This is a genomic window from Bacillus sp. JZ105 (assembly GCF_053903125.1).
This window is the reverse complement of the sequence record NZ_CP096387.1, coordinates 2,178,445-2,204,277: the sequence shown is the minus strand read 5'-3', so window position 1 is coordinate 2,204,277 and position 25,833 is coordinate 2,178,445. Positions and strand designations below refer to the sequence as shown.

The 25,833-nt window shown below is 41.3% G+C and carries 32 protein-coding genes; 29 read left to right on the top strand and 3 right to left on the bottom strand.

The genetic code is table 11. The annotated features are described in order from the left end of the window. Positions 1–5: 5 nt before the first annotated feature. From M1D81_RS11195 to M1D81_RS11185, 3 genes are all read left to right on the top strand, one after another. Entirely contained in the window at positions 6–332 is a 327-nt protein-coding gene (locus M1D81_RS11195; protein WP_456266882.1) for an iron-sulfur cluster biosynthesis family protein, read from the top strand. Positions 333–344: 12 nt separating this feature from the next. After that, entirely contained in the window at positions 345–584 is a 240-nt protein-coding gene (locus M1D81_RS11190) for a DUF2552 family protein (protein ID WP_087977133.1), read from the top strand. A gap of 302 nt (positions 585–886) precedes the next feature. Continuing rightward, on the top strand, positions 887–2,149 hold the full coding sequence (locus tag M1D81_RS11185; RefSeq protein WP_142945931.1) for a response regulator aspartate phosphatase: 1,263 nt from the start codon (positions 887–889) through the stop codon (positions 2,147–2,149). A gap of 26 nt (positions 2,150–2,175) precedes the next feature. On the opposite strand, the gene M1D81_RS11180 is transcribed toward M1D81_RS11185, so the two are convergent. Continuing rightward, positions 2,176–3,102, bottom strand: coding sequence for an alpha/beta hydrolase (locus M1D81_RS11180; protein ID WP_456266883.1), 927 nt, complete (start codon positions 3,100–3,102; stop codon positions 2,176–2,178). 122 nt (positions 3,103–3,224) lie between these two features. Between M1D81_RS11180 and M1D81_RS11175 the strand changes: the two genes are divergently transcribed. Next, a complete protein-coding gene (locus M1D81_RS11175; protein WP_456266884.1) occupies positions 3,225–3,449 on the top strand; it encodes a YqkE family protein in 225 nt (74 codons plus the stop codon). Between the two features lie 190 nt (positions 3,450–3,639). After that, positions 3,640–4,044 (top strand): antimicrobial peptide LCI, encoded by a 405-nt coding sequence (locus M1D81_RS11170; protein ID WP_239500388.1) that lies wholly within the window; start codon positions 3,640–3,642, stop codon positions 4,042–4,044. 273 nt (positions 4,045–4,317) lie between these two features. Here M1D81_RS11170 and M1D81_RS11165 read toward each other — a convergent pair whose 3' ends face one another. Then, entirely contained in the window at positions 4,318–5,241 is a 924-nt protein-coding gene (locus M1D81_RS11165; protein ID WP_456266885.1) for an aldo/keto reductase, read from the bottom strand. 168 nt (positions 5,242–5,409) lie between these two features. On the opposite strand from M1D81_RS11165, the gene M1D81_RS11160 reads away from it, so the two are divergent. From M1D81_RS11160 to M1D81_RS11045, 24 genes are all read left to right on the top strand, one after another. Further along, positions 5,410–5,967 carry an NUDIX hydrolase gene (locus tag M1D81_RS11160; RefSeq protein ID WP_456266886.1) on the top strand — a complete coding sequence of 186 codons (558 nt, stop codon included), beginning with the start codon at positions 5,410–5,412 and terminating at the stop codon, positions 5,965–5,967. Further along, positions 5,964–7,145 (top strand): TIGR00375 family protein, encoded by a 1,182-nt coding sequence (locus M1D81_RS11155; protein WP_456266887.1) that lies wholly within the window; start codon positions 5,964–5,966, stop codon positions 7,143–7,145. Before M1D81_RS11160 ends, M1D81_RS11155 begins: the two co-directional genes overlap by 4 nt. Next, a complete protein-coding gene (locus tag M1D81_RS11150; RefSeq protein ID WP_456266888.1) occupies positions 7,132–7,584 on the top strand; it encodes a GNAT family N-acetyltransferase in 453 nt (150 codons plus the stop codon). The genes M1D81_RS11155 and M1D81_RS11150 overlap by 14 nt, the downstream gene beginning before the upstream one ends. A 268-nt stretch (positions 7,585–7,852) precedes the next feature. Continuing rightward, the gene (locus M1D81_RS11145) at positions 7,853–8,074 is read left to right on the top strand and encodes a hypothetical protein (protein WP_024428056.1); all 222 of its coding nucleotides are present in this window, start codon (positions 7,853–7,855) and stop codon (positions 8,072–8,074) included. Between the two features lie 111 nt (positions 8,075–8,185). Next, complete coding sequence (locus M1D81_RS11140) at positions 8,186–9,316, top strand: S8 family peptidase (protein WP_456266889.1); 1,131 nt, start codon at positions 8,186–8,188, stop codon at positions 9,314–9,316. A 116-nt stretch (positions 9,317–9,432) separates the two neighbouring features. Next, entirely contained in the window at positions 9,433–10,077 is a 645-nt protein-coding gene (spoIIM, locus tag M1D81_RS11135; RefSeq protein WP_024422873.1) for a stage II sporulation protein M, read from the top strand. A 110-nt stretch (positions 10,078–10,187) separates the two neighbouring features. Next, positions 10,188–10,640, top strand: a complete 453-nt coding sequence (gene fur, locus M1D81_RS11130) for a ferric iron uptake transcriptional regulator (RefSeq protein ID WP_024422872.1) — start codon at positions 10,188–10,190, stop codon at positions 10,638–10,640. A 117-nt stretch (positions 10,641–10,757) separates the two neighbouring features. Beyond that, entirely contained in the window at positions 10,758–10,985 is a 228-nt protein-coding gene (locus tag M1D81_RS11125; RefSeq protein ID WP_024428058.1) for a YqzK family protein, read from the top strand. Between the two features lie 6 nt (positions 10,986–10,991). Continuing rightward, positions 10,992–11,882, top strand: a complete 891-nt coding sequence (gene xerD / locus M1D81_RS11120) for a site-specific tyrosine recombinase XerD (RefSeq protein WP_024422870.1) — start codon at positions 10,992–10,994, stop codon at positions 11,880–11,882. Between the two features lie 153 nt (positions 11,883–12,035). Then, a complete protein-coding gene (deoB, locus tag M1D81_RS11115; protein WP_456266890.1) occupies positions 12,036–13,220 on the top strand; it encodes a phosphopentomutase in 1,185 nt (394 codons plus the stop codon). A gap of 12 nt (positions 13,221–13,232) precedes the next feature. After that, positions 13,233–14,045 (top strand): purine-nucleoside phosphorylase, encoded by an 813-nt coding sequence (locus M1D81_RS11110; protein WP_056767204.1) that lies wholly within the window; start codon positions 13,233–13,235, stop codon positions 14,043–14,045. A gap of 158 nt (positions 14,046–14,203) precedes the next feature. Beyond that, positions 14,204–15,358 carry a D-alanyl-D-alanine carboxypeptidase family protein gene (locus tag M1D81_RS11105; protein WP_456267128.1) on the top strand — a complete coding sequence of 385 codons (1,155 nt, stop codon included), beginning with the start codon at positions 14,204–14,206 and terminating at the stop codon, positions 15,356–15,358. A gap of 161 nt (positions 15,359–15,519) precedes the next feature. Continuing rightward, positions 15,520–15,873 (top strand): anti-sigma F factor antagonist, encoded by a 354-nt coding sequence (gene spoIIAA / locus M1D81_RS11100; protein ID WP_024422866.1) that lies wholly within the window; start codon positions 15,520–15,522, stop codon positions 15,871–15,873. Beyond that, on the top strand, positions 15,870–16,310 hold the full coding sequence (gene spoIIAB, locus M1D81_RS11095) for an anti-sigma F factor (protein WP_024422865.1): 441 nt from the start codon (positions 15,870–15,872) through the stop codon (positions 16,308–16,310). The genes spoIIAA and spoIIAB overlap by 4 nt, the downstream gene beginning before the upstream one ends. A gap of 13 nt (positions 16,311–16,323) precedes the next feature. Next, positions 16,324–17,091 carry an RNA polymerase sporulation sigma factor SigF gene (gene sigF, locus M1D81_RS11090; RefSeq protein WP_024422864.1) on the top strand — a complete coding sequence of 256 codons (768 nt, stop codon included), beginning with the start codon at positions 16,324–16,326 and terminating at the stop codon, positions 17,089–17,091. Between the two features lie 114 nt (positions 17,092–17,205). Continuing rightward, entirely contained in the window at positions 17,206–17,826 is a 621-nt protein-coding gene (locus M1D81_RS11085) for a stage V sporulation protein AA (RefSeq protein WP_456266891.1), read from the top strand. After that, positions 17,816–18,232: a stage V sporulation protein AB gene (locus M1D81_RS11080; protein ID WP_087977144.1), complete on the top strand. Its 417-nt coding sequence runs from the start codon at positions 17,816–17,818 to the stop codon at positions 18,230–18,232. The genes M1D81_RS11085 and M1D81_RS11080 overlap by 11 nt, the downstream gene beginning before the upstream one ends. 20 nt (positions 18,233–18,252) lie before the next feature. Beyond that, a complete protein-coding gene (gene spoVAC, locus M1D81_RS11075) occupies positions 18,253–18,705 on the top strand; it encodes a stage V sporulation protein AC (RefSeq protein ID WP_456266892.1) in 453 nt (150 codons plus the stop codon). Between the two features lie 12 nt (positions 18,706–18,717). After that, on the top strand, positions 18,718–19,734 hold the full coding sequence (gene spoVAD / locus M1D81_RS11070) for a stage V sporulation protein AD (protein ID WP_024428061.1): 1,017 nt from the start codon (positions 18,718–18,720) through the stop codon (positions 19,732–19,734). Next, on the top strand, positions 19,734–20,084 hold the full coding sequence (gene spoVAE / locus M1D81_RS11065; RefSeq protein ID WP_007501045.1) for a stage V sporulation protein AE: 351 nt from the start codon (positions 19,734–19,736) through the stop codon (positions 20,082–20,084). The genes spoVAD and spoVAE overlap by 1 nt, the downstream gene beginning before the upstream one ends. 6 nt (positions 20,085–20,090) lie before the next feature. Next, positions 20,091–20,699 (top strand): stage V sporulation protein AE, encoded by a 609-nt coding sequence (locus M1D81_RS11060; RefSeq protein ID WP_456266893.1) that lies wholly within the window; start codon positions 20,091–20,093, stop codon positions 20,697–20,699. Then, positions 20,653–22,125, top strand: coding sequence for a spore germination protein (locus M1D81_RS11055; RefSeq protein WP_456266894.1), 1,473 nt, complete (start codon positions 20,653–20,655; stop codon positions 22,123–22,125). The genes M1D81_RS11060 and M1D81_RS11055 overlap by 47 nt, the downstream gene beginning before the upstream one ends. A gap of 115 nt (positions 22,126–22,240) precedes the next feature. Then, on the top strand, positions 22,241–23,566 hold the full coding sequence (lysA, locus tag M1D81_RS11050; protein WP_456267129.1) for a diaminopimelate decarboxylase: 1,326 nt from the start codon (positions 22,241–22,243) through the stop codon (positions 23,564–23,566). 111 nt (positions 23,567–23,677) lie between these two features. After that, a protein-coding gene (locus M1D81_RS11045) for an IS3 family transposase (RefSeq protein WP_125587610.1) occupies positions 23,678–24,828 on the top strand; the annotation gives its coding sequence in 2 pieces (ribosomal slippage) (positions 23,678–23,948 and positions 23,948–24,828; 1,152 coding nt in all). A gap of 65 nt (positions 24,829–24,893) precedes the next feature. Here M1D81_RS11045 and M1D81_RS11040 read toward each other — a convergent pair. After that, positions 24,894–25,778, bottom strand: a complete 885-nt coding sequence (locus tag M1D81_RS11040) for a DUF1002 domain-containing protein (protein ID WP_456266895.1) — start codon at positions 25,776–25,778, stop codon at positions 24,894–24,896. Positions 25,779–25,833 lie beyond the last annotated feature (55 nt).

Here is a 25,833-nt window from a genome sequence, read left to right as displayed (position 1 = left end):
TCGGCATGTATATTCATATAACAGAACCAGCAGCAGCGTTCCTTACAAAACAACAAGCAGGGCATAAAACAAAAGAACTGCTCCTTCGATATGATTCAGATGGGTGCGGCTGTGCGGTAAGCGGTGTCCCAATGATTTGGCTCACAGGTGAAAGAACAGGCGAATGGGAAGAACTCAAGCATAATCAGCTCTTTAAGTTGTACATACACACATCACAAAAGGTCTTTTTTGACGAGGAAATGACGATTGATTTTAACGGAAAAGCCAACACACTCATGTTGAAAAGTCCTCAACAAATACTCAGCCCGAGAATGGGTATACTTGTAAAGTAAGGTGGAAATGTAGTGGATCAAAAGCTAAAAGTGATACAAAATACGGCACAAAATAAAACATGGGTGTCGTTTTTAAATAACAATCATCCCTATAGTCTTTTACACTGGTCAATAGGTGGAATGGATTCGGTGAAAAAGGACGTATGGCTTCTTCAAGATGAAGTCACATTTGAAACAGAAGAATTTTCAACGCTCGAATTAGCTGTCAATTGGATCAAAGAGAATATGGATCAAGTAACTGATGTATTATAAAAGCCCTTTTTTCGAAAGGGTTTTTTTTGTGCGTACATCATCTCATCAAACCGCATGGCTGTCTAATCTGGAAAATGATCTTTTGAAACGAAAAAGGCCGTTTTTCAACACACAATTCGACAAAATGAGCAAGCTGGAAATAAAAAAATAGTAGCTTTAAATGCCGAAAAATAGGCATTTAAAGCGTTTATTGCGGGATACCGCAAACTTTGCGAAAAATGACATTTCATATTTCTTCCATTCGGGGAAATGTGATAGAATACAACATGTATCGTATATGAGAAGGGAGGTGCTAAAGTGAATTGAAGCTCAAGCTGTCATCGCCTCAGGTTGGAATCAAAATAAACGAATGGTATAGGCAGATTTGCGGATTTCATGTGATGAAAGCAGAGAAGCTGAAGGCGGAGATCGAGCAGGAAATCCTGGAGATGGAGCAGGATCAAAACTTATTATTGTTTTACCAGCTGATGGATTTTCGCCACAAGGTGATGCTTGAATATTTTGAACCGGCAAAGAAAGCCTCGAATGATGAAGAGATTAAGAATTTGCTAGAAACGATTGAACATTCACAAACGAAATTAACGGATATGCTTGAATACTATGTTCATTTTTTCACAGGAATGTTTGAATTTGAACAGAGAAACTATTTAAGTGCCATTGCTTATTACCGCTCAGCAGAAAAAAAGCTCAATCTCATATCAGATGATATAGAAAGAGCAGAATTTTACTTTAAATTAGCAGAAATTTACTACCACATGAAACAAACCCACTTTTCGATGCACTATGCCTTGCAAGCGTTAGATACGTATTCTGCCTACAGAACGTACACGCTGAGAATCATCCACTGTGAATTTGTCATTGGAGCAAACTATGATGATTTGAAATGCTATGAACATGCATTGCCCTACTTTAAAAATGCTCTAAAGCGAGCACGCTCAATTGGAAACCCTCGAGTCATAGGTTCGGCCCTTTTCAACTTAGGTAACTGTTATTATCAAATGAACGATCTTGCGGAAGCAAGCCGTTATCTGAAAGACTCTATTGAAGTGTTTGAAAAGGAGAATTTAACCCATCTTAATCGCTCTCTAGACCCACTATTTATGCTGACACAAATCCTGTTTAAACAAAAACAAATAGAAGAGTCGTTAACCCTCTATCAACAAGGTATTATAAAGGCCTGTGAATTAGAAGATGAAATTTACATCTGCAAATTTCAGTTCTTAAAAGCATTATACGTTGATGCAGACATAACAATCATAGACGATACATTAGACCTGCTCGAGGACAAGCGCTTATACCCAGATATTGAGGAATTGGCACTTGATGCGGCTCATTATTACAATGAGCTTGGACTGTTTGAAGTATCTACCCGGTTTTACGAAAGGAAAATTCAAGCCATATCAAAAATTCAAAATGGGGGTCATTTATATGAAAACGAGTTTGATAGTTCTTTTATTGGCAGCAACTGCAGGATTATCGGTCATGAGTCAGCAGCAATCGGAAGAGAGCCATATGGAGCTTGCGGGCAGACACCATACAACAGTGGTGACTATCGCATAAGTTAGCTCAAAAAGAGGGGACGAACTGCTGTTCATTCTCCTCTTTTATTTTCATTCAATTCAAATCTTTGAAGAAATGCTTGAATTTCTTGCTCATAAGCTTCCTTATTTTCACTAAAAGACATTGCATGCGCACCGTGTGGCGCAATAAATAACTGTTTGTCACCCTTTTTTCGTGTATATAACTGCTGACTTTGCTCACAGGGGATATAGTCGTCATGGCGGCTATGAATAAAAAGTACAGGTTCTTTCACCTGATCGATCACATCAAGAGGGGAGACTTGCCGGATGCGGTATCCGTCCCGCCACTTTAACACTTGATCACTTAGTGGAAGAATCCACTCTCCTGAAAGGCGAAAATCTGTTTTTAATCGATATAGAAGCTGGTCCTTAAAAGAAGCAAAAGGGCAGTCTGCTATGTAAAAATTGGCGTTTGCTTCCGGCTTTGCGGCATATAACAAGGTTGTGACTGCACCCATTGATTCTCCGTGTATCCCAATGATGGCATTTTCTCCGAGTTTTTGTCTGAGCCACTTAACGATCTCTGCTAGATCTTCTTTTTCATAATATCCATAACTCGTGGTTTTCCCGCCGCTCATTCCATGTCTTCTATGATCATAAAGCATCACATTCCATCCAAGCTTTTGGAATAATTTCATATACTTAACGGAGTTAATCAAACTGACTGTAACACCGTGGCAAAGGACGATTGTGCGTGTTGTATGTGGATACGGCACAAAATAGCCATGGAGATCATAACCAAATGCCGAAGGAATACACACTTTCTCTTTTTTAAGCTGTTGAAATTCCTCGTGATGATAATGGCCTCCATCTGATTCTCGTTTGATGAGCTCTTCATCCGTTAATTTTCGAATATACATCATTTTATTGGTGAAAAAAATGCCGATTGCAGCGAGTGGACATAATATGAAGGCAAAGATAGCGATCCATTTCTTCATCTAGCCGATTCTTCCTTTCCAAGGTTTTTCTATGACGATCATACCACATCTTGGGAGATTGTCGTGCCTCTTGCTCAGAAAATAAAACGGATGATACACTAAGTCAAAAGGAGAGAGGCACAATGAAAAAGACCAATCAAGATCAAGCGAAATTAAAGGACGGCATAAACGATGATGTCAAACAGCAGCTTCTTCAAATGAAACAGAACCTTGCCGTCGAGACAGAAAAAAGAGAAGAACAAAAGCGACAAGACCTCCTTCGGCAGCAGAAAGAAAAAGAAAAAAACAAAAGCTTTTCAGAGCTGCTAGAAGAAAGCCATTTAGACTGGAGAAAGTATAAAAGCTAAAAAAGAGGGCGATGATGCTCTCTTTTTTTCATACCATCATTTTAAGATAGATCCACAGCAGAAACATAGAAGTGCTTAAAGAGAAAAGCACTTCTTCCCCCTTCACATCACTTCATTTCAGAATTGTGACAGTATGATATTTACAGTCAAACGAAATCCCGTAACTTATGTTTAAGATAGAAGTAAAAAGGTGAGTATTGAATTATTTAAATTCCTTTTTATTGAAAATATGGTCATTAAGACTCTTTTGATAGAGGATCATTCTCCTTATAATGAAGGTGTATTACAAAATTTGGGAATGGAGATGATTCACATGAAATTGAGAAAAACAATGGCTGGAGTCGCTTTATCTTTAGGATTGCTTTTACCTGTTTCTGGACAAGCTCTTGCTACAAATGAATTAACGAATGCTGATTTGAGTACAAAGGCTACTTCAATTGTAGATTGTTCTGTAACCCCTTTTAAAGGCGCAAGTAATCGACTATGTATGTATTCAGATAATGGTTCTTTTGCAAATAGTTTCAGTCGCTTTGGTACTACATTTTATCTTAAAGGCAAATCTGGAAATTATGCATATTATGAAAGTGCAAGATAAGGACAACGGGGCTTTTAGCCCCTCCTCATTTTTAATAGAGAAACACTAGCATCATACATACGCTAAAATAAAAAAAATGTAGACAAACCCTCGCATTCTTTGTCAGTCCTGCGCGCTGGTGCTCACGAATGTCAAATTCGCTCCGCAAAAGTAGCCGTCCTTCCTAGACTGCAAAGGTTTTCTATCACGCTGAAAGGAAGACAAAGAGCTAAAATAAAGATCATTTTAGCCCTTTGTCAACAATCTGAGATCACACCATGTGATCTTTTTTTGTTATTTGGACCGGTGCGTTTCATACACAGATGGTTTTGTATAGTAAGTGACTGCTTTGACTTCTTGGTCACTTAAAGAACGTGCATTTGCTGCTGCTATATTTTCTTTTAACTGATCCACCGAGCTCGCGCCAAATACAACGGAACTGACCGCAGAATGTTTCAGTATATACTGAATGGACAGTTCAGTGAGTGATAGGTCATAAGCGACTTTCTTTAAAGAAGGAATGATCTGCTGAAGCTCTTCAAATGAATATTGAAGATAGCCGTTTTTTTGAATCGATGCACTTGCTTGAGAAAGTGGCTTTTCAGTTAATAATCCTTTCGCTAAAGGACCTCTTGCGACGACACTAATGCTTTGTTCTTCAAGAAGAGAGAACCATTCTTCTGGGCGGCGGTCGAGTAAACTATATTGCATCATCACGCTTACGATATTGGACTTTTTGGCATATTCTTTAATGACATTTGGACGGATAGATGAAATGCCATAATAGCGAATAACGCCTTCCTCTACTAATTCTTCAAAAGCCTCAATCGTTTCATCAATGGGGTCAGCAATCGTGCCTCCGTGCAATTGATATAAATCAATATAATCTGTTTGAAGCCGTTTGAGGCTTTGTTTTACTGCTTCCTTTATGTACGCTTTTGAAGGGTCCCAGTCCCAGCCCGGTTTGCCTTTTTCAAAGCGGTTGCCGCCTTTTGTCGCCAAAATCAAATCCTGCCGTCTGTTTTTAATGGCTTCCCCGACAATTTCCTCATTTGACCCAAAATCATATAAATCGGCTGTATCCAAATAGTTAATTCCGAGATCAATGGCCTCATCTAATAAAGAGAGCGCTTTTTCTTTTTCCGTCCCAAGAGACATGCATCCTAGTGCCGCTTCGCTCACTAAGAGATCTGAGGTGCCAATTCGTCTTTTTTTCAATTCCATCACACTCCTATCCTTTCACATTAAGTGAAAAAAATCAGGAATTCAAGCTAGGTGATTTCAAATGGCGCATTGAAGCAAGCGTTTCGCTTTTCGCTTCTCTTAAATCATCTATGTTAAAATAAATGAAGTAAAAAGTGAAAGTAGAACGAGGAGCTGACAAAATTGAAGGACTTTGAAGAAAAAACATTATCGTCGAAAGAATTATACAACGGAAAAATCATTGATTTGGTTCTTGAAGATGTAGAATTGCCTAATGGAAAACAAGGCAAACGCGAAATCATTAAACATCCTGGTGCAGTAGCCGTCATTGCACGTACAGACGAAAATAAAATCATCTTGGTCAAACAATACCGTAAAGCACTAGAGAGAGTTATCGTCGAAATTCCGGCCGGAAAACTAGAAAAAGGGGAAGAGCCGGCACATACAGCATTAAGAGAATTAGAAGAAGAAACAGGATATACAACTCAGCAGCTTCAAAAGCTGACGGCCTTTTATACATCACCTGGTTTTGCAGATGAAATTGTTCACATCTATCTAGCAGATCAGCTAGTTCCGCTTGAAGAAAAAAGAGAGCTGGACGAAGATGAATTTGTCGAAGTAATGGAAGTTTCTTTAGAAGAAGCCTTGCACCTCATTGAAGAGCAGCATATTTATGATGCAAAAACAGCCTATGCCATTCAGTACTTACAACTGCAAGAGGTACTTGAGTCAACAAAATGAAGGAATTTTTTGCAGACATCCATATCCATATTGGCAGAACAAGAACAGGCAGAGCTGTCAAAATTACAGGTGCAAGGTCACTGACAATTGACCAAATTCTTATTGAAGCAGCAGAAAGTAAAGGGATGGGGATGATTGGTGTGATTGATGCACAATCTCCAGAAGTCCTAGAAGAATTAATAGAAGGTGTAGAGGAAGGCAGGTACACTGAACTAAATGACGGCGGTCTATCATTTGGAGAGACAGTGCTGCTTTTAGGCAGTGAATTAGAAATCAATGATGACCATTCAAAGGGACCGATTCATGTGCTGGCATTTATGCCCACACTACACAAAATGTCTGAGTTTTCCGCATGGCTTTCGCTTCATATGAAAAATGTGCATTTGAGTTCACAGCGCCTCTATGTTGATGGGAAAACACTTCAGCGCAAGGTTAAGGAGCTGGGAGGTTTGTTTATTCCTGCTCATATTTTTACGCCGCATAAAAGTCTATACGGCAAAGGGGTCAACACTTCTTTAACGGAAGTATTTGATCCTGACCTTATTGATGCTGTTGAGCTTGGTCTTAGCTGTGATACGTCAATGGCATCCCAGTTGAGTGAGCTGAACCGGTATCCCTTTTTAACGAATTCAGATGCTCATTCTTTAGGGAAAATCGCGCGGGAATATACAAAAATCAAAATGGATCATGCCTCTTTTGCCGAATTCAAGCTTGCCCTTGAAGAAAAAGATGGCAGAGCTGTCACAGGAAATTATGGACTTGCTCCGCGGCTTGGGAAGTATTATCATACGACCTGCGAAAAATGCGGCGTTAGACCTCACACGCCAGATCAAAAAGAGTGCCATGTATGCGGACATACACGGATGACAAAAGGAGTAAGTGAACGTTTAGAAGAGCTTGCTGACCAAGAAAGTGAAAAAAGAACGAGACCTCCTTATGTTCACCAGCTTCCGCTTCAGTTTATTCCGGGAGTTGGACCTAAAACACTGGAGAAGCTAAAAGCCGTGTTTCACACAGAGATGAATATTTTACATCAAGCAACAGAACAAGAACTAAAAGCCGTTCTGCCAGAAAAGACAGCGGGCTACATCATCAAAGCAAGGAAGGGCGAAGTCGGACTCATCGCTGGTGGAGGCGGAGTGTACGGTAAGGTGGATATCAATCATGAGTCACATTAAATGGACATGTCACACATTTGAACAATTGTCAAAAGAGGATCTTTACTTGATTCTCATGGAAAGAGTCAACGTGTTTGTTGTAGAACAAATATGCCCTTACCCTGAAATTGATCACAGGGACCAAGAGGCGCTTCATCTCATCGCAAAAGAGAACGGCGTCATTGTGGCGTATTGCCGAATTTTCCAAAACGGGATCATGTACAAAGAGGCGTCCATCGGCCGCGTGCTTGTGACGCAGGCCGGCCGGAAAAAAGGCTATGGAAAGCTGCTGCTCCTCAAGGCTTTGGAAAAGCTTAGTGAATTAGGTGAAACAAGTGTCAAAATACAGGCGCAAGCCTACCTGAAGTCATTTTACGAATCATTTGGTTTCAAGGCCGTCTCAGATGTTTATGATGAAGATGGGATTCCGCATCTTGATATGGTGAAAACAGAAAGATAGACGTATTTACGTCTATCTCAGCGTGTAGACAAACCCTCGCATTCTTTGTCAGTCCTGCGTGCTGGTGCTCACGAATGTCAAATTCGCTCCGCGCCAGTACTCGTCCTTCCTAGACTTCAAAGGTTTTCTATCACGCTGAAAAGAAGACAAAGGGCTAAAATCAAGATCATTTTAGCCCTTTGTCAACAATCTGAGATAGACGTTTTTACGTCTATCTTTTTTATGAAACATCGTGTATCATAACGTCTAACGAAAGGGGTTTTGCCAAATGGGAAAAAGCAAAGCAAAGAAAAAACGAGAGCATATCCAAAGGCAGCACAGCCGAAATCCAGAACTGTCGAGAGGAAACATGCCGCATTTTAGCACACACGAAAGGAAGACAAAAACAAAACAAGAAGCCTTGCAGCACATGATGAAGAAACATAAAGGACGAAATGCTTATGATCACTATCAAGAGGATCATAAGCATTTTTATTTTGCTTTTTTGTGACAACTAGATCAAATAAATGGAAAAATTTTAAAAAATAGGACAAACGGTCGTTTCTTTTTGTCTAAAAATGTAGTTAAATGACAAAAAGAAATGAAAGGGAGAGTGAGTATCGTGAACGTCAAGTCATTTGGAGCAGGGCTTTGTATGGCAAGTGTGCTTGTGGCATCGGTCATGTTTGGCGCGTCAGATATTTCTGCAAAGGAGCAAGCAAAAAAAGAGTACATGATCGGCTTTTCTTCTTCCGTTCAAGACAAAACCCAAAAACAGCTTGTAGAAGAAGCTGGCGGGCATGTGAAAGAATCCATAGAGCAAATAGATATGATGAAAGTGTCGTTGAATGAGACTTCGAAAAAGAAACTGAATAAAGCAAAAGAAGTGACCTTCATCGAGGAAGACCAAAAAGCAAAAACGAGCGGTCAAACTGTTCCATACGGCATCAAAAGCATCAAAGCACAAAAGGTACCTAAACAAGGATACGCAGGACAGAATGTCAAAGTAGCCGTTCTTGACAGCGGCATCGACGGTAAACATGAGGATTTACACGTCACCGGCGGGGTGAGCTTTGTACCGGCAGAGTCTGATCCGCTTGTTGATCCGCATGAACATGGAACACATGTGGCAGGCACAATTGCCGCATTAGATAATAAGGTAGGTGTCGTTGGTGTTGCGCCAAAAGCGTCTATCTATGCTGTCAAGGTGGCAGATGAAAATGGTGACGGCTACTATAGCTGGATCATAAAAGGGATTGAATGGGCCATTGAGAATGACATGGATGTCATCAATATTAGTATGGGGGGAGCAAGTGAATCTGAGGCGCTGAAAGAAGCGGTAGATCGAGCGTATGATAAAGGGATTCTCATTGTGGCTTCTGCAGGGAATGAAGGAAGCTATGGCTCTCTCAATACGATTGACTATCCGGCTAAATACAGCTCAGTGATGGCGGTTGCCTCTGTTGACCAAAAAAAGCAAAGAGCCTTTGATTCATCTGTTGGCGAGGAAATCGAAGTCTCAGCACCAGGCGTTTCAACGCTGAGCACCATTCCTCATAACGAATACGGCTACATGAGCGGAACGTCAATGGCATCACCGCATGTAGCGGGCGCTGCGGCTGTCATTCTATCAAAACATCCGAATCTGACAAACGATGAAGTACGCGAGAGATTGTCAAAAACGGCGACAAAGCTTGGAGAACCTTTTTATTATGGTGCCGGGCTTGTGAATGTACAAAAAGCCGCACGATAAAGGAAAAAGAGAAAGCAGTGAGCAGGCTGCTTTCTCTTTTTTCTTTCGATAAAACTGTCATGTTTCGTAATCTCTCTCATAGAATCTAGTAACCTTACTATTTGGGAGGAAGACACATGCGGAAAAAGTCTTGGAAGGAGCATCTTCTTCAGCACGTAAAAGATCATCTCTCGATTTATTTATTTGTCTCTGTACTCTTTTTAATGGGTGTGATCTTCGGGGCCATCATTGTCAATAGCATGACATTCAGCCAGAAAGAGGATTTATTCTATTATTTAAATCAATTTTTTGGTCAGCTGACAAATGAGAAAGCAGCAGAATCAAAAGAAATGTTTTTACAAAGCTTCCTGCATCATATGAAATATTTAGGCCTTATGTGGATTCTGGGAATCTCCATCGTTGGTCTGCCGCTTATCTTTCTTATGATCTTTTTAAAAGGAATTGTTGTGGGGTTTACTGTTGGTTTTCTCGTGAATCAAATGGGGCTGAGTGGATTTTTTCTCTCGTTCGTATCGGTGCTTCCGCAAAACATTTTGCTCATTCCAGCCTATTTAGTGATTGGCACTTGTGCGATTGCGTTTTCTATCCGTCTCATTGGACAGCTCTTCATGAAAAAAACCATCAGTCAAGCCCCTGTCCAGTGGTTTGGCCGGTATGCATCTGTTCTGCTGATGATTTTAGCGCTTGCTGCACTTTCGTCTTTTTTTGAATCGTACATATCATTCATGCTGATGAAAAAGCTGGCAGGTGTTCTTTTATAATTGTTATTAATTAATAATCAATTTATTTATCAATTTAAAATGATTATAGTTGGCTCTCAGCACATCATTTGATATAATGATCAAGTAATGTGGCGTAGGAGGGAAAGTCAATGGAAAATAGGATTGATCGAATTAAGAAACAGCTTCATTCTTCCAGCTACAAGCTCACGCCACAGCGTGAAGCCACAGTAAGAGTACTGCTTGAGAATGAAGAAGACCATTTAAGTGCAGAAGATGTATACCTCCTCGTAAAAGAGAAGTCTCCTGAAATTGGTCTTGCTACTGTTTATCGGACGTTAGAATTGCTCACTGAACTGAAAGTTGTTGATAAAATTAACTTTGGAGACGGCGTTTCGCGATATGATCTTCGCAAAGAAGGAGCCGCTCACTTCCATCATCATCTTGTCTGCATGGAATGCGGAACAGTCGATGAGATAGAAGAAGATTTATTAGAAGATGTCGAAGAGATTATTGAACGTGACTGGAAATTTAAAATTAAGGATCATAGATTGACATTTCATGGTATTTGCCACCGGTGTCATGATGATGAATCCGGCAAATAATCCGAATTGGAACCTTTTCATTTAAGATGAAGAGGTTTTTTGCATTTTCGCTGTATATTCCTTGTCCCACCTGGCATATGCTGAAGTAATGAGAAGGTGAGAAAGGACTTGAAGATCATGCGAAAATGGCTCAAAACAACAGGTGAAGTGATCAAAGTATTTATCTTGTTCACTGGTTTTACCGTCCTGTTCTATTATGCTATGATATGGATAAATTCAGAATATGAAAGCTACCATCGTTATGATAAACCAGAGGGTGCAGCAATTAAAGTGATGGAAATGGATCAGCCGAATCAAGACAATTGGCAAGATCGATTGATTTATTTTTATCAAAACGGGGAGTAGAAATCATTGAACGATCAATTATCCGACTTTATTCATTTTATGACCGTAGAGAGAGGACTCTCTGAAAATACTATTGTTTCTTATAAAAGAGATTTACAAAACTACTTGTCTTTTTTAATGACACATGAACAGCTGACGGATATTCGCGATGTCACGCGTCTGCATATCATTCATTATTTAAAGCAGCTAAAAGAGGAAGGGAAATCGAGTAAAACGTCTGTACGGCATCTATCATCGATTCGTTCCTTTCATCAATTTCTGCTTCGGGAAAAAGTGACAACGGATGACCCGTCATGGAACATTGAAACGCAAAAAACAGAGCGGACTTTACCGAAAGTTCTATCATTAGGAGAGGTCGAAAAGCTGCTTGATACACCAAATCAGCACACTCCCTTTGACTACCGAGACAAAGCGATGCTTGAGCTCTTATATGCAACAGGCATTCGCGTCAGTGAAATGCTGGATCTGACCCTTGCCGATGTACACCTCACAATGGGCTTTGTCCGTTGTTTTGGAAAAGGAAGAAAAGAGCGTATTGTGCCAATCGGTGAAGCTGCTGCAAGCGCGATTGAAGAATATCTCGAAAAGGGAAGAAGCAAGCTGTTAAAAAAACAGCCGTCCGATGCCCTATTTCTCAATCATCACGGGAAAAAAATGTCTCGGCAGGGATTCTGGAAGAACTTGAAAAAACGAGCCATCGAAGCAGGGATTCAAAAGGAACTGACGCCTCATACGCTCAGACATTCATTTGCTACACACCTGCTTGAAAACGGTGCGGACTTAAGAGCTGTACAGGAGATGCTCGGACATGCCGATATCTCGACAACACAAATTTATACACATGTGACGAAAACAAGACTGAAAGATGTGTATCACAAATTCCATCCAAGGGCATAAGTAAAGCATGACACAGTGAACGGGTGTCATGCTTTTTCATGTTTACACCGTTTATGGTTGTCAACTGGCTTGTAAACGGTTTATACTTGAGATGTCTGACCTCTCACTGTTTGTAAGGTCAAAAGACAAGAATATTGAAGGAGGCGCTTTTTAATGCCTGATTATCAGTATAAACGCATTTTCCTCGTCGTCATGGATTCAGTAGGGATTGGGGAAGCACCAGATGCTGCTGAATTTAATGATGTAGGTGCAGATACACTTGGACATATTGCTGAAAAAATGAACGGGCTTCATATGCCGAATATGGCGAAGCTTGGGCTGAGTCATATTAAAGAAATCAAAGGAATTCCAGCGGATGAAAAACCGCTTGCGTACTATGGAAAAATGCAAGAAGCATCAAACGGTAAAGACACAATGACAGGACACTGGGAAATCATGGGTCTTTACATAGACACACCGTTCAAAGTCTTTCCAGACGGATTCCCAGATGAACTATTAAATGAACTAAAAGAAAAAACTGGCCGGGGTATTATTGGCAATAAACCTGCGTCTGGTACGGAAATTTTAGATGAGCTTGGCGAAGAGCACATGAAAACAGGTGATTTAATCGTTTATACATCTGCGGATTCTGTGCTGCAAATTGCTGCGCACGAAGAAGTTGTGCCACTAGATGAGCTTTATCGTATTTGTGAAATTGCTCGTGAACTCACATTAGATGAAAAATATATGGTTGGACGGATTATCGCTCGTCCGTTTGTCGGAGGGCCTGGCGCATTTGTTAGAACGCCAAACCGTCATGACTATGCGTTAAAACCATTTGACCGTACAGTCATGAATGAACTGAAAGATGATGGACTCGATGTTATTGCGATCGGAAAAATCTCTGATATTTATGACGGCGAGGGGATCACATCATCTCTTAGAACAAAATCGAACATGGATGGAATGGACAAGCTGATCGATACACTTAAAACAGACTTTACAGGACTCAGCTTTTTAAACCTTGTTGATTTTGACGCTCTTTACGGACATAGAAGAGATCCAGAGGGTTATGGAAAAGCATTAGAGGAATTTGACGCACGTCTTCCTGAAGTGTTTGACCTGTTGAAAGAGGATGATCTTCTTGTGATCACAGCAGATCATGGAAATGACCCAGTTCATCACGGAACAGATCATACAAGAGAATATGTTCCGCTCATTGCTTACAGCAAAAAGCATCAGGAAGCAAATGAACTGCCGGCGGCAAAAACGTTTGCTGATCTTGGGGCAACCGTTGCAGATAATTTCAAGATAGCGATGCCAAAATACGGAACAAGCTTTTTATCTAAACTCAAATAGGGGGGAAATCTCGTGGGAGCACAGTTTTCAGAAGCGGCGGCATACATTAAACAAGCATCGACATATGTACCAACAGTTGGATTGATTTTAGGATCAGGGCTTGGCATTTTAGCAGATGAGATAGAAAATCCAATCAAAATAAAATATGAAGATATTCCCGGATTCCCTGTTTCAACAGTAGAGGGACATGCAGGGCAGCTCGTGATCGGAACGCTGAAAGGCACTGTCGTTTGCGCGATGCAAGGACGTTTTCATTTCTATGAAGGATATGATATGAAGCAAGTGACGTTTCCTGTCCGTGTGATGAAAGAAATTGGCATTGACACATGCATTGTCACAAATGCAGCCGGCGGTGTGAATACGTCATTCCGTCCAGGAGATCTCATGCTGATCACAGATCATATCAATATGATGGGAACCAATCCATTAATTGGCCCAAATGACAGTCAAGGCGTTCGTTTCCCTGATATGTCTGCGCCGTACGATAAAGAATTGCTGGCACTTGCAGAAGAAACAGCCCAGCGTTTAGGCATATCTGTACAGCAAGGGGTTTATGCAGGGATGACAGGCCCTTCATATGAAACACCTGCTGAAGTTCGTTTCTTAAGAACACTTGGAGCAGATGCTGTTGGCATGTCGACAGTTCCAGAAGTTATTGTTGCGCGTCATGCAGGAATGAAAGTGCTTGGCATTTCATGCATTTCCAATGCGGCATCTGGTATTTTGGATCAGCCGCTGTCTCATGATGAAGTGATCGAAGTAACGGAAAAAGTGAAAGCAAGTTTTCTTGATTTAGTAAAAGACATTGTCAAACAACTTTCATAGCATGTGTCCAGAAGCCTTCTGCTACCCAAGCAGAAGGCTTTTTTATTTGTAATCATACGATCTCTGAATAAAACAGCCTGTATGAGGAAAAAATAGAAAGGATTACGATAATGGAGGTCTGCCACTTGAAACGTCATATATGTGCATTGTTTATTTTAATGATCCTTATCTCAATGGTTTCACCATCAGCGATAGCAAAAGAAAAGATTGAAAAACCAGGAGAAAAACAAACATCAGAATTGGCACACGAAGCCAAATCAGCGATCTTAATAGAACGTGACACGGGAAAGGTGCTTTACAACAAAAACAGCGATGAAAAGCTTGCACCCGCAAGTATGACCAAAATCATGACGATGCTTCTCATCATGGAAGCCATTGATCAGGGTAAACTGAAAATGACAGACAAGGTCAGAACGAGCGACTATGCAGCGTCCATGGGAGGCTCACAAATCTTCCTTGAACCAGGAGAAGAAATGACCGTGAAAGAAATGCTGAAAGGCATTGCGATTGCGTCAGGAAATGATGCTTCAGTTGCCATGGCAGAGCATATTGCAGGATCTGAAGAACAGTTCGTTGAGCAGATGAACAAAAGGGCGAAAGAGCTTGGCCTCACCTCAACAGTCTTTCAAAACCCAACAGGACTTCCTGAAAAAGACCATTACAGCACAGCTCACGATATGGCAATAATGGCAAAAGAGCTGTTGAAATACGAACAAATCACCAAATTCACAGGTGTCTACGAAGACTATTTACGGCAAAACACAGATAAAAAATTCTGGCTTGTCAACACAAACCGTCTGATTAAATTTTATCCAGGGGTCGATGGGGTAAAAACAGGTTTTACAGGTGAAGCGAAATACTGTTTAACTGCATCTGCTAAAAAAGGCAACATGCGCGTCATTGCGGTTGTCTTCGGCGCAAGCACTCCGAAAGACAGAAACGCTCAGGTAGTCAAAATGTTAGACTACGCATTTAGTCAATATACGACTCATCCGCTTTACAAAAGAGGGCAAGATGTAGCGGAGGTTAAAGTGAGCAAAGGGAAAAAGAAAAGCATTCAGCTCGTTACTTCTGAACCGATCTCCCTTTTAACGAAAAAAGGTGAAAATGTGGATCAGATCAAAAAAGAAATCAAATTGTCTCATGATGTCAAGGCTCCATTTTCAAAAGGTACGGAACTTGGTACGATCGTCTTGAAAAAAGATGGAAAAGTGCTGCATGAAAGTCCTGTAGAAGCAAAAGAAGGAATGGAAAAGGCAGGCATTTGGACTTTCTTCAAACGGGCGATGGCTGATTTTGTAAAGTGGAAATAAAAGGCGAAAGGCTGCTGTAATTGGCAGTCTTTTTGCTATGAGGAAAAAGAAAAGAACATCTAAATGTGACGAATGGTCACTAGTTTTGTCATGGTGAAGGATTTAGTTCATATAAAAGAGAAACACTCATTATCCGAAATTAGAGCAAGGAGGAATAAAAAATGAGCCTTGGTATTGATTTTCAAGTAAAAGAGAGCGTACTTTGCATTCGATTAACAGGAGAGCTCGATCATCACTCCGCAGAAACATTGAGACAAAAGGTGACGAATTATTTGGAAACAGAAGACATTCGCCACATTGTGCTGAATCTGGCTGATTTATCGTTTATGGACAGCTCTGGACTCGGAGTGATTTTAGGAAGATATAAGGAAATTAAGCAGCTTGGCGGGGAAATGGTCGTCTGTGCCATCTCGCCAGCAGTGAACCGGTTATTTGATATGTCCGGCTTGTTTAAAATCATTCGGATGGAGCCTTCTGAGCAAACGGCTTTGCAAACATTGGGGGTGGCATCATGAGAAATGAAATGAACCTGACTTTTTCGGCATTAAGCCAAAATGAATCGTTTGCGAGGGTGACAGTTGCGGCATTTATCGCCCAGCTTGATCCGACTTTAGATGAGCTGACAGAAATCAAGACCGTCGTATCTGAGGCAGTGACAAACTCCATCATCCATGGCTATGATGGAAATCCAGATGGCAAGGTGCATATCCATGTCACATTAGATGATCACGTCGTTTACCTCACCATCCGTGATGAAGGTATGGGTATTACCGATCTTGAGGAAGCAAGACAGCCGCTTTTCACCACAAAACCAGACTTAGAGCGCTCTGGAATGGGCTTTACCATCATGGAGAATTTTATGGATGATGTCATGGTGGACTCATCTCCAGAAATGGGCACGACCATCCGTTTAACAAAGCATCTATCAAAAAGCAAAGCGCTTTGTAATTAAAGGAGCTGCTCATATGGATGTGGAGGTAAAAAAGCAAGCTAAAAAAGCCCAGCTGTCAAATGATGAAGTCAAAGAGCTCATCAAAAAAAGCCAAGACGGTGATCAGCAAGCAAGAGACCTCCTCGTAGAAAAAAACATGCGTCTTGTTTGGTCCGTTGTTCAGCGCTTTTTAAATAGGGGATATGAACCAGATGATCTATTTCAGATTGGCTGTATTGGACTGCTGAAATCTGTTGATAAATTTGATTTGTCATATGATGTAAAGTTTTCAACGTACGCCGTCCCCATGATCATTGGTGAAATTCAGCGATTCATTCGGGATGATGGAACGGTCAAAGTCAGCCGGTCATTAAAGGAACTCGGAAATAAAATTCGGCGGGCAAGGGATGAATTGTCTAAGTCCCATGGAAGAATGCCAACCGTTCAGGAAATTGCCGAATACCTTGATATCACACCAGAGGATGTCGTCCTCGCCCAAGAAGCGGTACGCTCCCCATCATCCATTCATGAAACGGTGTATGAAAATGATGGGGATCCGATTACATTGCTTGATCAAATAGCCGATCATTCTGAGGAAAGATGGTTTGACAAAATCGCACTGAAAGAAGCGATCAAGGAATTAGAAGAACGGGAAAAACTCATTGTGTATTTAAGGTATTATAAAGACCAGACACAATCTGAGGTTGCAGAAAGACTTGGCATTTCACAAGTACAAGTCTCACGGCTTGAAAAGAAAATTTTAAAACAAATCCAAATGCAAATGGATCAAAAAGACAGCTAGCCGATTCGGCTGGCTTTTTTTGTGTGGTAATTACCGGTAAATCAAGTTCAATCAGTATGAGAACCATTTTTCACCACATACTATTTTTAACCCATCGTATAGGAAGTGACTTGGATGGACGGACAAATCTTTATTCGGCTGCGCCATCGAATCAAGACTGGTATCGACCAGCTCATTTATTTAGAGGATATCGCCCAAATCACTGGTAGTGAGTTTGCTGTGCAAAAGCTTAGTAAAATGCCGGTGTATCATGTCAGCAAAAAGGATCGTCACATCGCCGTTCTTGATATCATACATGTCGTCAAAATGATTAAAAAAACGTGGCCAGATATCGACATTCAAACCGTTGGCGGCTCTGAGGCTATTGTTGAAATTGATACAGGCAAACGCCAGCTTTCTCCCGTTTTATTTGTGTTTGTATGGCTCCTATTATTTGTTGGAGCGGCGCTTGCCATTATGAATTTCCACGAGGATGTCAGTATGCGGCTCGTTCATATCCGCCTATATGAAATGATCACAGGGAAAACGGTTGAGCATCCGTATTTATTACAAATTCCATATAGCTTTGGACTCGGTTTTGGCATGATTTTGTTTTTCAATCATGTATTTAAAAAGCGTTTAAATGAAGAACCAAGTCCGCTCGAAGTGGAAATGTTTAAATATCAGCTCGATCTCGATCATTATGTCGCACTTAATGAAAATAAAGAAACATTGAAGGATATCCATGATCGGTAAGTGGCTTTTTGTCGTACTCGTTGGACTTGGCGGCGGTTTAACGGTTGGAGCAGGATTTGTGGCTTTTCTTACAGTGCTTGGCATCATTCCCCGCTTAATGCAATTAACTAAAACGCAGCGCTTCATACAAGGGTACGAGGCGGCTGTCATTACTGGGGCGGTTGTTGGCGGCTGGGCCACCTTAAGTCAAATACATCTGCATTTAACCAAATGGCTGGCGGTGCCGGTCGGTCTTTTATCAGGAATCTTCGTCGGTATGCTTGCAGCTGCACTCACTGAAGTATTAAATGTACTTCCTATATTAACGAAAAGAATTGGCATGGACGGGAAAATTGTTTTGCTGCTCATGGCCATCGTCTTAGGAAAGGTATTTGGTTCACTATTTCATTGGCTTATTTATATTTAATCAATTGGAGGGAACAACACGTGTCGAGTTTAAAAGAGAACTATCCATCTAAGGTGAAAACGTATCAGCCCAAACCTCCTTATGTCCTCAACTGCATCAAGGCGTTTTTAGTTGGCGGCTTAATCTGTCTGATAGGTGAGGGGCTGCAACATTTCTATATCCACTTTTTTGATTTTAACGAAAAGACAGCAGGGAACCCGACAGTGGCAACCCTCATTTTAATTTCTTCTCTATTAACGGGTATCGGTATTTACGATAGAATCGGCCAGTTTGCTGGAGCCGGATCAGCTGTACCGGTGACAGGCTTTGCTAACAGTATGACAAGTGCTGCCCTTGAGCATAAAAGTGAAGGGCTTGTTTTAGGTGTTGCCACAAATATGTTTAAACTCGCTGGGAACGTCATTGTATTTGGTGTCGTCTCGGCATATATCGTAGGGATCATTCGATACATCTTGGAAAAGATGTTTTCGTAGGAGGAATGAAAGGTGAAACTAACAGGTAAACAATCTTGGGTATTTGAGCACAAGCTTTATGTCAATGCAGAAGGAACTGCTGCAGGACCGAAAGAAAAAGAAGGCCCGATTGGTCATTTAATTGATAAAACGTACGATGAAATGCACTGTGATCAAAAGAACTGGGAAATGGCTGAAAGGAAGCTCATGGATGATGCAATATCAACCGCTTTATCAAAAGCAAATTTGCAAAAAAGCGATATTGATCTTTTGCTGGCTGGAGATTTACTCAACCAGAACGTCACAGCAAACTATGTGGCAAGAGAGCTGAAAATCCCGTTTCTCTGCTTGTTTGGGGCATGCTCGACCTCAATGGAATCGGTCGCCATTGCGTCAGCACTCATTGATGGCGGCTTTGCAAATAGAGCCATCGCAGCAACAAGCAGTCACAATGCGACTGCAGAACGCCAATTTCGTAATCCGACAGAATACGGAGGACAAAAGCCAGATACAGCAACAAGTACAGTAACTGGTGGCGGAGCCGTTATTATCAGCCAAGAGCCCTCTCAAATTCAAATTACGAGCGCAACGGTAGGCAGGGTCATGGATCTTGGCATTACAGATCCATTTGATATGGGATCGGCCATGGCACCAGCAGCGGCAGACACCATCAAGCAGCATTTAGAAGACTTAGGCAGAACAGTAGATGATTACGATTTGATTTTAACTGGAGATTTATCAGGCATTGGTTCACCGATCTTAAAGGATCTCTTGAAAGAAGAAGGCATTCAGCTTGGGCGAAAGCACGATGATTGCGGTTTAATCATCTATACACCCGACCAAAACGTATTTGCTGGGGGCAGCGGCTGTGCTTGTTCAGCTGTTGTGACATTTAGTCATATTTTTCAAGAAATGAAAGCAGGGAATCTGCAAAGAGTACTCGTTGTGGCAACCGGGGCGTTACTCAGCCCAATGATGGTTCAGCAAAAAGAGACCATCCCAACCATTGCGCACGGTGTCGTATTTGAGCGTGCAGGAGGAGAGAGCTAATGGATTATCTTATCGCTTTTGTGGCAGGCGGACTTATTTGCGTCATTGGCCAGCTTTTGCTAGATGTACTCAAACTCACGCCTGCACATGTCATGACTACTTTTGTTGTGGCAGGTACTATTTTAGACGGATTCGGTATTTATGATAAATTTATTGAATTTGCAGGTGCGGGCGCAACCGTACCAATCGTCAGCTTTGGTCATAGCTTGCTTCATGGGGCCATGCATCAGGCAGACGTGCACGGATTCATCGGCATCGGTATCGGTATCTTTGAATTAACCTCTGCTGGAATATCAGCTGCGATTTTATTTTCATTTATTATCGCACTTATCTTTAAACCGAAAGGATAACCGAATATGGGGCAAAGACGGAAAGTCATTTTAGTGACAGACGGAGATATATATGCTGCCAAAACCATTGAGCTTGCCGCTAAAAATGTTGGCGGACGATGTATTTCCAGCTCAAAAGGAAATCCAAGCAAACGGACAGGACCTGAACTTGTTCAGATGATTTTAAAAACGCCGTATGATCCAGTCTTTGTGATGTTCGATGATTCTGGACTGACAGGTGAAGGAACAGGCGAGACGGCGATGAAACATGTGGCGCGCCACCCTGAAATCGAAGTCATTGGAGCGATTGCAGTGGCATCCAAAACGCACCAAGCCGAATGGACAAAGGTCCATGTCTCCATTGACAGGGAAGGTGAACTGACAGAATACGGTGTCGACAAACACGGTCTTCCCGAAATGGAGCCCCATAAAATGAGCGGGGATACAGTGTATTGTCTTGACTCCCTCAATCTTCCGTTAGTAGTCGGGATTGGAGATATTGGCAAGATGGGACGGAAAGATGATCTGAGCAAAGGATCTCCAATCACGATGAGAGCAGTCGAATTAATATTAGAAAGGAGTGGTTTCCATGAAGAAAGACAAGGTAAACGTGTACCGAGACCCGAAGAAAAATGAAGATTACTTTAAGGAAAATGTCGGAATGGGTCTCAGCTTTGACCTTGGTGTTCGGAAAATTTATATACACGATCAGGAAATCCAGCTTTACTATGTAAATGGATTGTGTGATACACAGTATATTATCTACTTATTAAAAGAGCTGATCGAAATCAATGACAACGAACCTGAGTCAGATGATCTTGCACATGTAGTCGAGAACCGTCTTGTCAATCAGCAGGTCTCCAAGGTAGATACGCTGGATGAAGCAGTGGATCAAGTGCTGTCTGGGCTTGTAGCAGTCGTTGTAGAAGGTGAAAACTACGCCTTTATCATTGATGTTAGAAGCTATCCTGGCAGAATGCCTGAGGAGCCGGATACAGAAAAGGTGGTCAGGGGAGCAAGAGACGGCTTTGTTGAAAACATTATTGTTAATACTGCGCTTATTCGAAGAAGAGTGCGGGATGAAAAGCTGCGATACAAAATGCTCAAAGTAGGCGAACGTTCAAAAGCGGATGTATGTGTCTGCTATATTGAAGATATTGCAGACCCAGATCTTGTGGATATTATAGAAAAAGAAGTATCAGGAATCAAAGTCGATGGGCTGACGATGTCTGATAAAACGGTTGAAGAATTTATAATTAAGCAAGGATATAATCCCTTTCCGCTAGTGCGTTACACCGAGCGTCCAGATGTCGCCGCGAACCACATATTAGAAGGGCATGTCATCATCATTACGGATACATCCCCTAGTGTCATCATTGCACCAACCACTTTTTTTCACCACGTTCAGCATGCAGAAGAATACCGCCAGGCGCCTGCCGTTGGTACATTCCTCAGATGGGTACGCTTTTTAGGCATTTTATGTTCTACCTTTCTTTTGCCGATTTGGTTTCTTTTTATCCTCGAACCAAATCTCCTGCCTGACAATTTAAGCTATATTGGATTTAACAAACCTTCTCATATTCCTGTGATTCTTCAAGTATTTCTTGCTGATTTTGGGGTGGAATTTTTAAGGATGGCAGCCATTCATACGCCAACCGCATTATCGACCGCCATGGGACTGATCGCGGCTGTTTTAATTGGACAAATCGCCATTGATGTTGGTTTATTTACACCAGAGGTCATCTTATACGTCTCGCTGGCAGCGATCGGTACCTTTACAACGCCAAGCTATGAGCTGAGTGTCGCCAATAAGATTGTAAGGCTGATCATCCTAGCACTAGTGGCGATCTTTAAGCTGAATGGACTCATCATTGGTTTTACGTTGTTAATCATTTATTTAACATCCATTCGTTCATTGCAGACACCTTATATGTGGCCGTTCATTCCTTTTAATGGAAAGGCTTTGTGGCAAGTGCTGATTCGGACGTCTGTTCCTGGCTCAAAAGTAAGGCCGAGCATCGTTCACCCTCAAAACAGATCAAAAATTCCGCCAAATTCTTAACGCTCATTGAAAGTGGCTGAAGATTGTGATATTGTATTTTTAACTTTGAGACACGGCAAAAGGCAGCTCACGCAGCTGCCTTTTTTCAGCCGAAGCGGAGAAAGAGGGAATGACATTGTATTTACACGGCACTTGCAGACAAAATGAACTCGGTCATTTAGAAATTGGTGGTGTTGATGCTGTTTCTTTAGCTGAAACGTATGGGACACCACTTTATGTATATGATGTGGCTTTAATACGGGAGCGCGCAAAAAGCTTTCAAAAAGCATTTATAGAAGAAGAATTAACGGCACAGGTAGCATATGCGAGTAAAGCATTTTCTTCCATCGCCATGTTTCAGCTTGCCAAAGAAGAAGGATTATCTCTTGATGTCGTATCAGGCGGTGAGCTTCACACAGCCATTTGCGCTGGATTCCCAGTAGAAAAAATTCATTTCCATGGCAATAATAAAAGCAGAGAAGAATTAAAAATGGCTTTAGAGCATGGGATCGGCTGTATTGTTGTGGATAATTTCTATGAAATGAAGCTCATTGAACAGCTTGGTCAAGAACTGTCAAAAAAAGTGAAAGTATTGCTCCGCATCACGCCTGGTGTCGAAGCGCATACGCATGATTATATTACGACAGGCCAAGAGGATTCAAAATTTGGCTTTGATCTTCACAATGGACAAGCAGATGAAGCGGTGAAACAAGTGCTTGGTTCAGAAATGATCGAGCTTTTAGGTGTTCATTGTCATATCGGTTCACAAATTTTTGATACGGCTGGTTTTGTCCTTGCAGCAGATAAAATCTTTTTGAAGCTGGATGAATGGAGAGAAACATTTGGTTTTATTTCAACAGTGTTAAACTTAGGCGGCGGCTTTGGCATTCGTTATACAGAAGAGGATGAACCACTTCCTGCGACAGAATATGTCGAGAAAATTATCCAAGCTGTGAAAGAGAACGTGGCCCGCTACGAGTTCGATATGCCAGAGATTTGGATAGAACCAGGCCGTTCTCTTGTAGGAGATGCAGGGACGACTCTTTATACGATCGGATCATCAAAACATGTACCTGGCATCCGTGATTATGTGGCGATAGATGGCGGAATGAGTGATAACATTCGTCCGGCTTTATATCAAGCGAAATATGAAGCGGCAAGTGCCAACAAAATGAGCCAAACGCATGATCAAACGGTTTCAATTGCCGGTAAATGCTGTGAAAGCGGAGATATGCTCATTTGGGATATCGATCTGCCAGAGTTATCACAAGGGGATTTATTAGCCGTCTTTTGTACCGGAGCTTACGGTTATAGTATGTCAAACAACTATAATCGCATCCCGCGCCCAGCTGTTGTGTTTGTAGAAGACGGGGAAGCGCAGCTTGTGGTTGAGCGTGAAACATATGAGGACATTGTCAAACTTGATTTACCGTATCAATCAAAAGTGAAATCATCTACTTAAAAAAAGCCGCCTGGTGTGGGACTGACCCCATAAAGTGAGACAAATAAAAACACCTTTAAATTGAAAAATCGGGTATAGCATATCTGAAAACAATTTGGAGGTGTTTTTTGTATGGGAAAAAGAGTTAGTTATCCGATTAGTGTAAAAGAAGAGGCCGTTCAAATGAGGTTAGCTGGAATCCCGACAAAAGAAATCATGGACAAGTTAGGAATTAAGAATAGAACACAAGTGAAAACGTGGATGAAATGGTATCGCGAGGGTGAAATCCATCGATTTCATCAACCAGTTGGAAAGCAGTATACCTACGGGAAAGGACCAGAATATCAAAATGAGAACGAGAAGTTGAAAACAGAAAATCTTTATTTAAAGCAACAAATTGACCTATTAAAAAAGTATATAGAATGGGAAAGGAAGTGAAAAAAGAAGCATTCGTGTCGATTTATGATGCGGTAAAAGACACAGTAAGTGTAAGTGCATTCTGTCAGATGTTTGAGCTCGCAAGATCAACATTTTATCGTTGGAAAAAACAAGATCTCCTGCCAAAACAGCAAGTGTTAATTGACCTCATATCGTCGCTTTGTGAGTCACACCAATATACGTATGGTTATCGTAAAATAACGGCCCTACTGCGAAAAGAAAGGAGAATAAATCATAAGACAGTACAACGCATTATGCAAACCTACGGTTTACAGTGTCGTGTGAAAATAAAAAAGCGTAAACAGACTGGTCAACCTTACTATATTGCAGAAAATCACTTAAAACAGGATTTTACTGCGACAAAGCCACTTGAAAAACTGGTGACAGATATAACGTATTTGCCATTTGGTCAAAAACCACTTTATCTATCCAGCATAAAAGATTTGTATACTAGTGAGATTGTGGCTTATACGATTGGTGATAAACAGGATGTTTCTCTTGTTTTAGATACATTGAAGCAGTTACAGACATTACCTAAAGGCTGCGTACTTCATAGTGATCAAGGTTCGGTCTACACTTCTTATGCTTATCAAAAGGAGATAAAGGAAAAAAGCATTACCATGAGCATGTCCCGGAAGGGAATGCCCGCTGATAATGCCCCCATAGAATCCTTCCACTCCAGTTTAAAAACAGAAGGATTCTATCTCCACCACCTGACAAACACTACAACAGCCATTGTAGAAAAAACGGTCAGGGAGTATATTGATTATTATAACAATATCCGAATTCAATTGAAATTAAACAGCCAGTCACCAAAAGAGTTTCGGCAACTGGCTGTTTTATAAAGGTGTTTTGATCCCTGTCTCAAAAACGGGGGTCAGTCCCTGTTCAGGTAGCTTTTTTTCATGAATTATTTTCCTCCAGTGAATACAGAAACGATCGCGTTCCAAATGGAGACAAAGAAATCCCAAATCTTTTGAAGAAGGTTTTTCCCTTCATCCGATTCTATGAATTTAGTAATCTTGTCTTTTGCTTTATCAATTTGCGATCCCACTTGATTCCAATCGATATTGATGTTTTTCATTTTATCAAATAGCGAGACAAGCTGATCTTTTTGATCCTGCGTCAAATTTAAATTCAAATCAGAAGCAGCCTGATCCACTTTTTCTTCTACTTCTTTTGTGTTTTTAGGGACACCGTTTTTTGCAATGTCATCTTTGATTTTTGCAATAAGGGCAGAAGCGTTATCTTTCCCGATAGAGTCACCCAATTTAGAAGTTGTCACAAGCTCTTCGTTTGCCACCTGCTTCACATCTTCTGGAATGGCTTTGTCGCTTGATACCTCATACGCTTTTAGTAAGCCCGTCAGTGCGGCTGTACCAGATACTTCAAATGGAGCAGTCACGACTACCTTGGCATCCTTGACACCTGCTGTCATTAAAGCATTTAGATACATCTCATCTGTAATGGTCTTGATGTTGTGTGTATCCACAGTCAGACCAGTACCTGATTTTTCAATGGTGATCGATGAAGATGATAATGCTCTCGTCCCGATTTGAGAACGAGGGATATACTTTCCTAAATATTCGTGCTCTTCTTTATTGGTTACTTCAATTTTTGTCGCATTTTCAGGTGGATTCAACTCGTCAAGCACCTTCTGGCGATCAGCCGGTGTTAAGTCTTGCCCGAGTGTGACGATGACATCGCCGACAGCTGCATCCGCTAAGCTGACTTTTGGCGCACCAATTAGGAAAAGGAGCGCTGCCATCATACCAAGCATCATTTTTTTAAACATGTTGACCTCCTTCAAGTCGAAAGCGTTCCCCTTTCAAGAGAAACTTTAGCTTTTG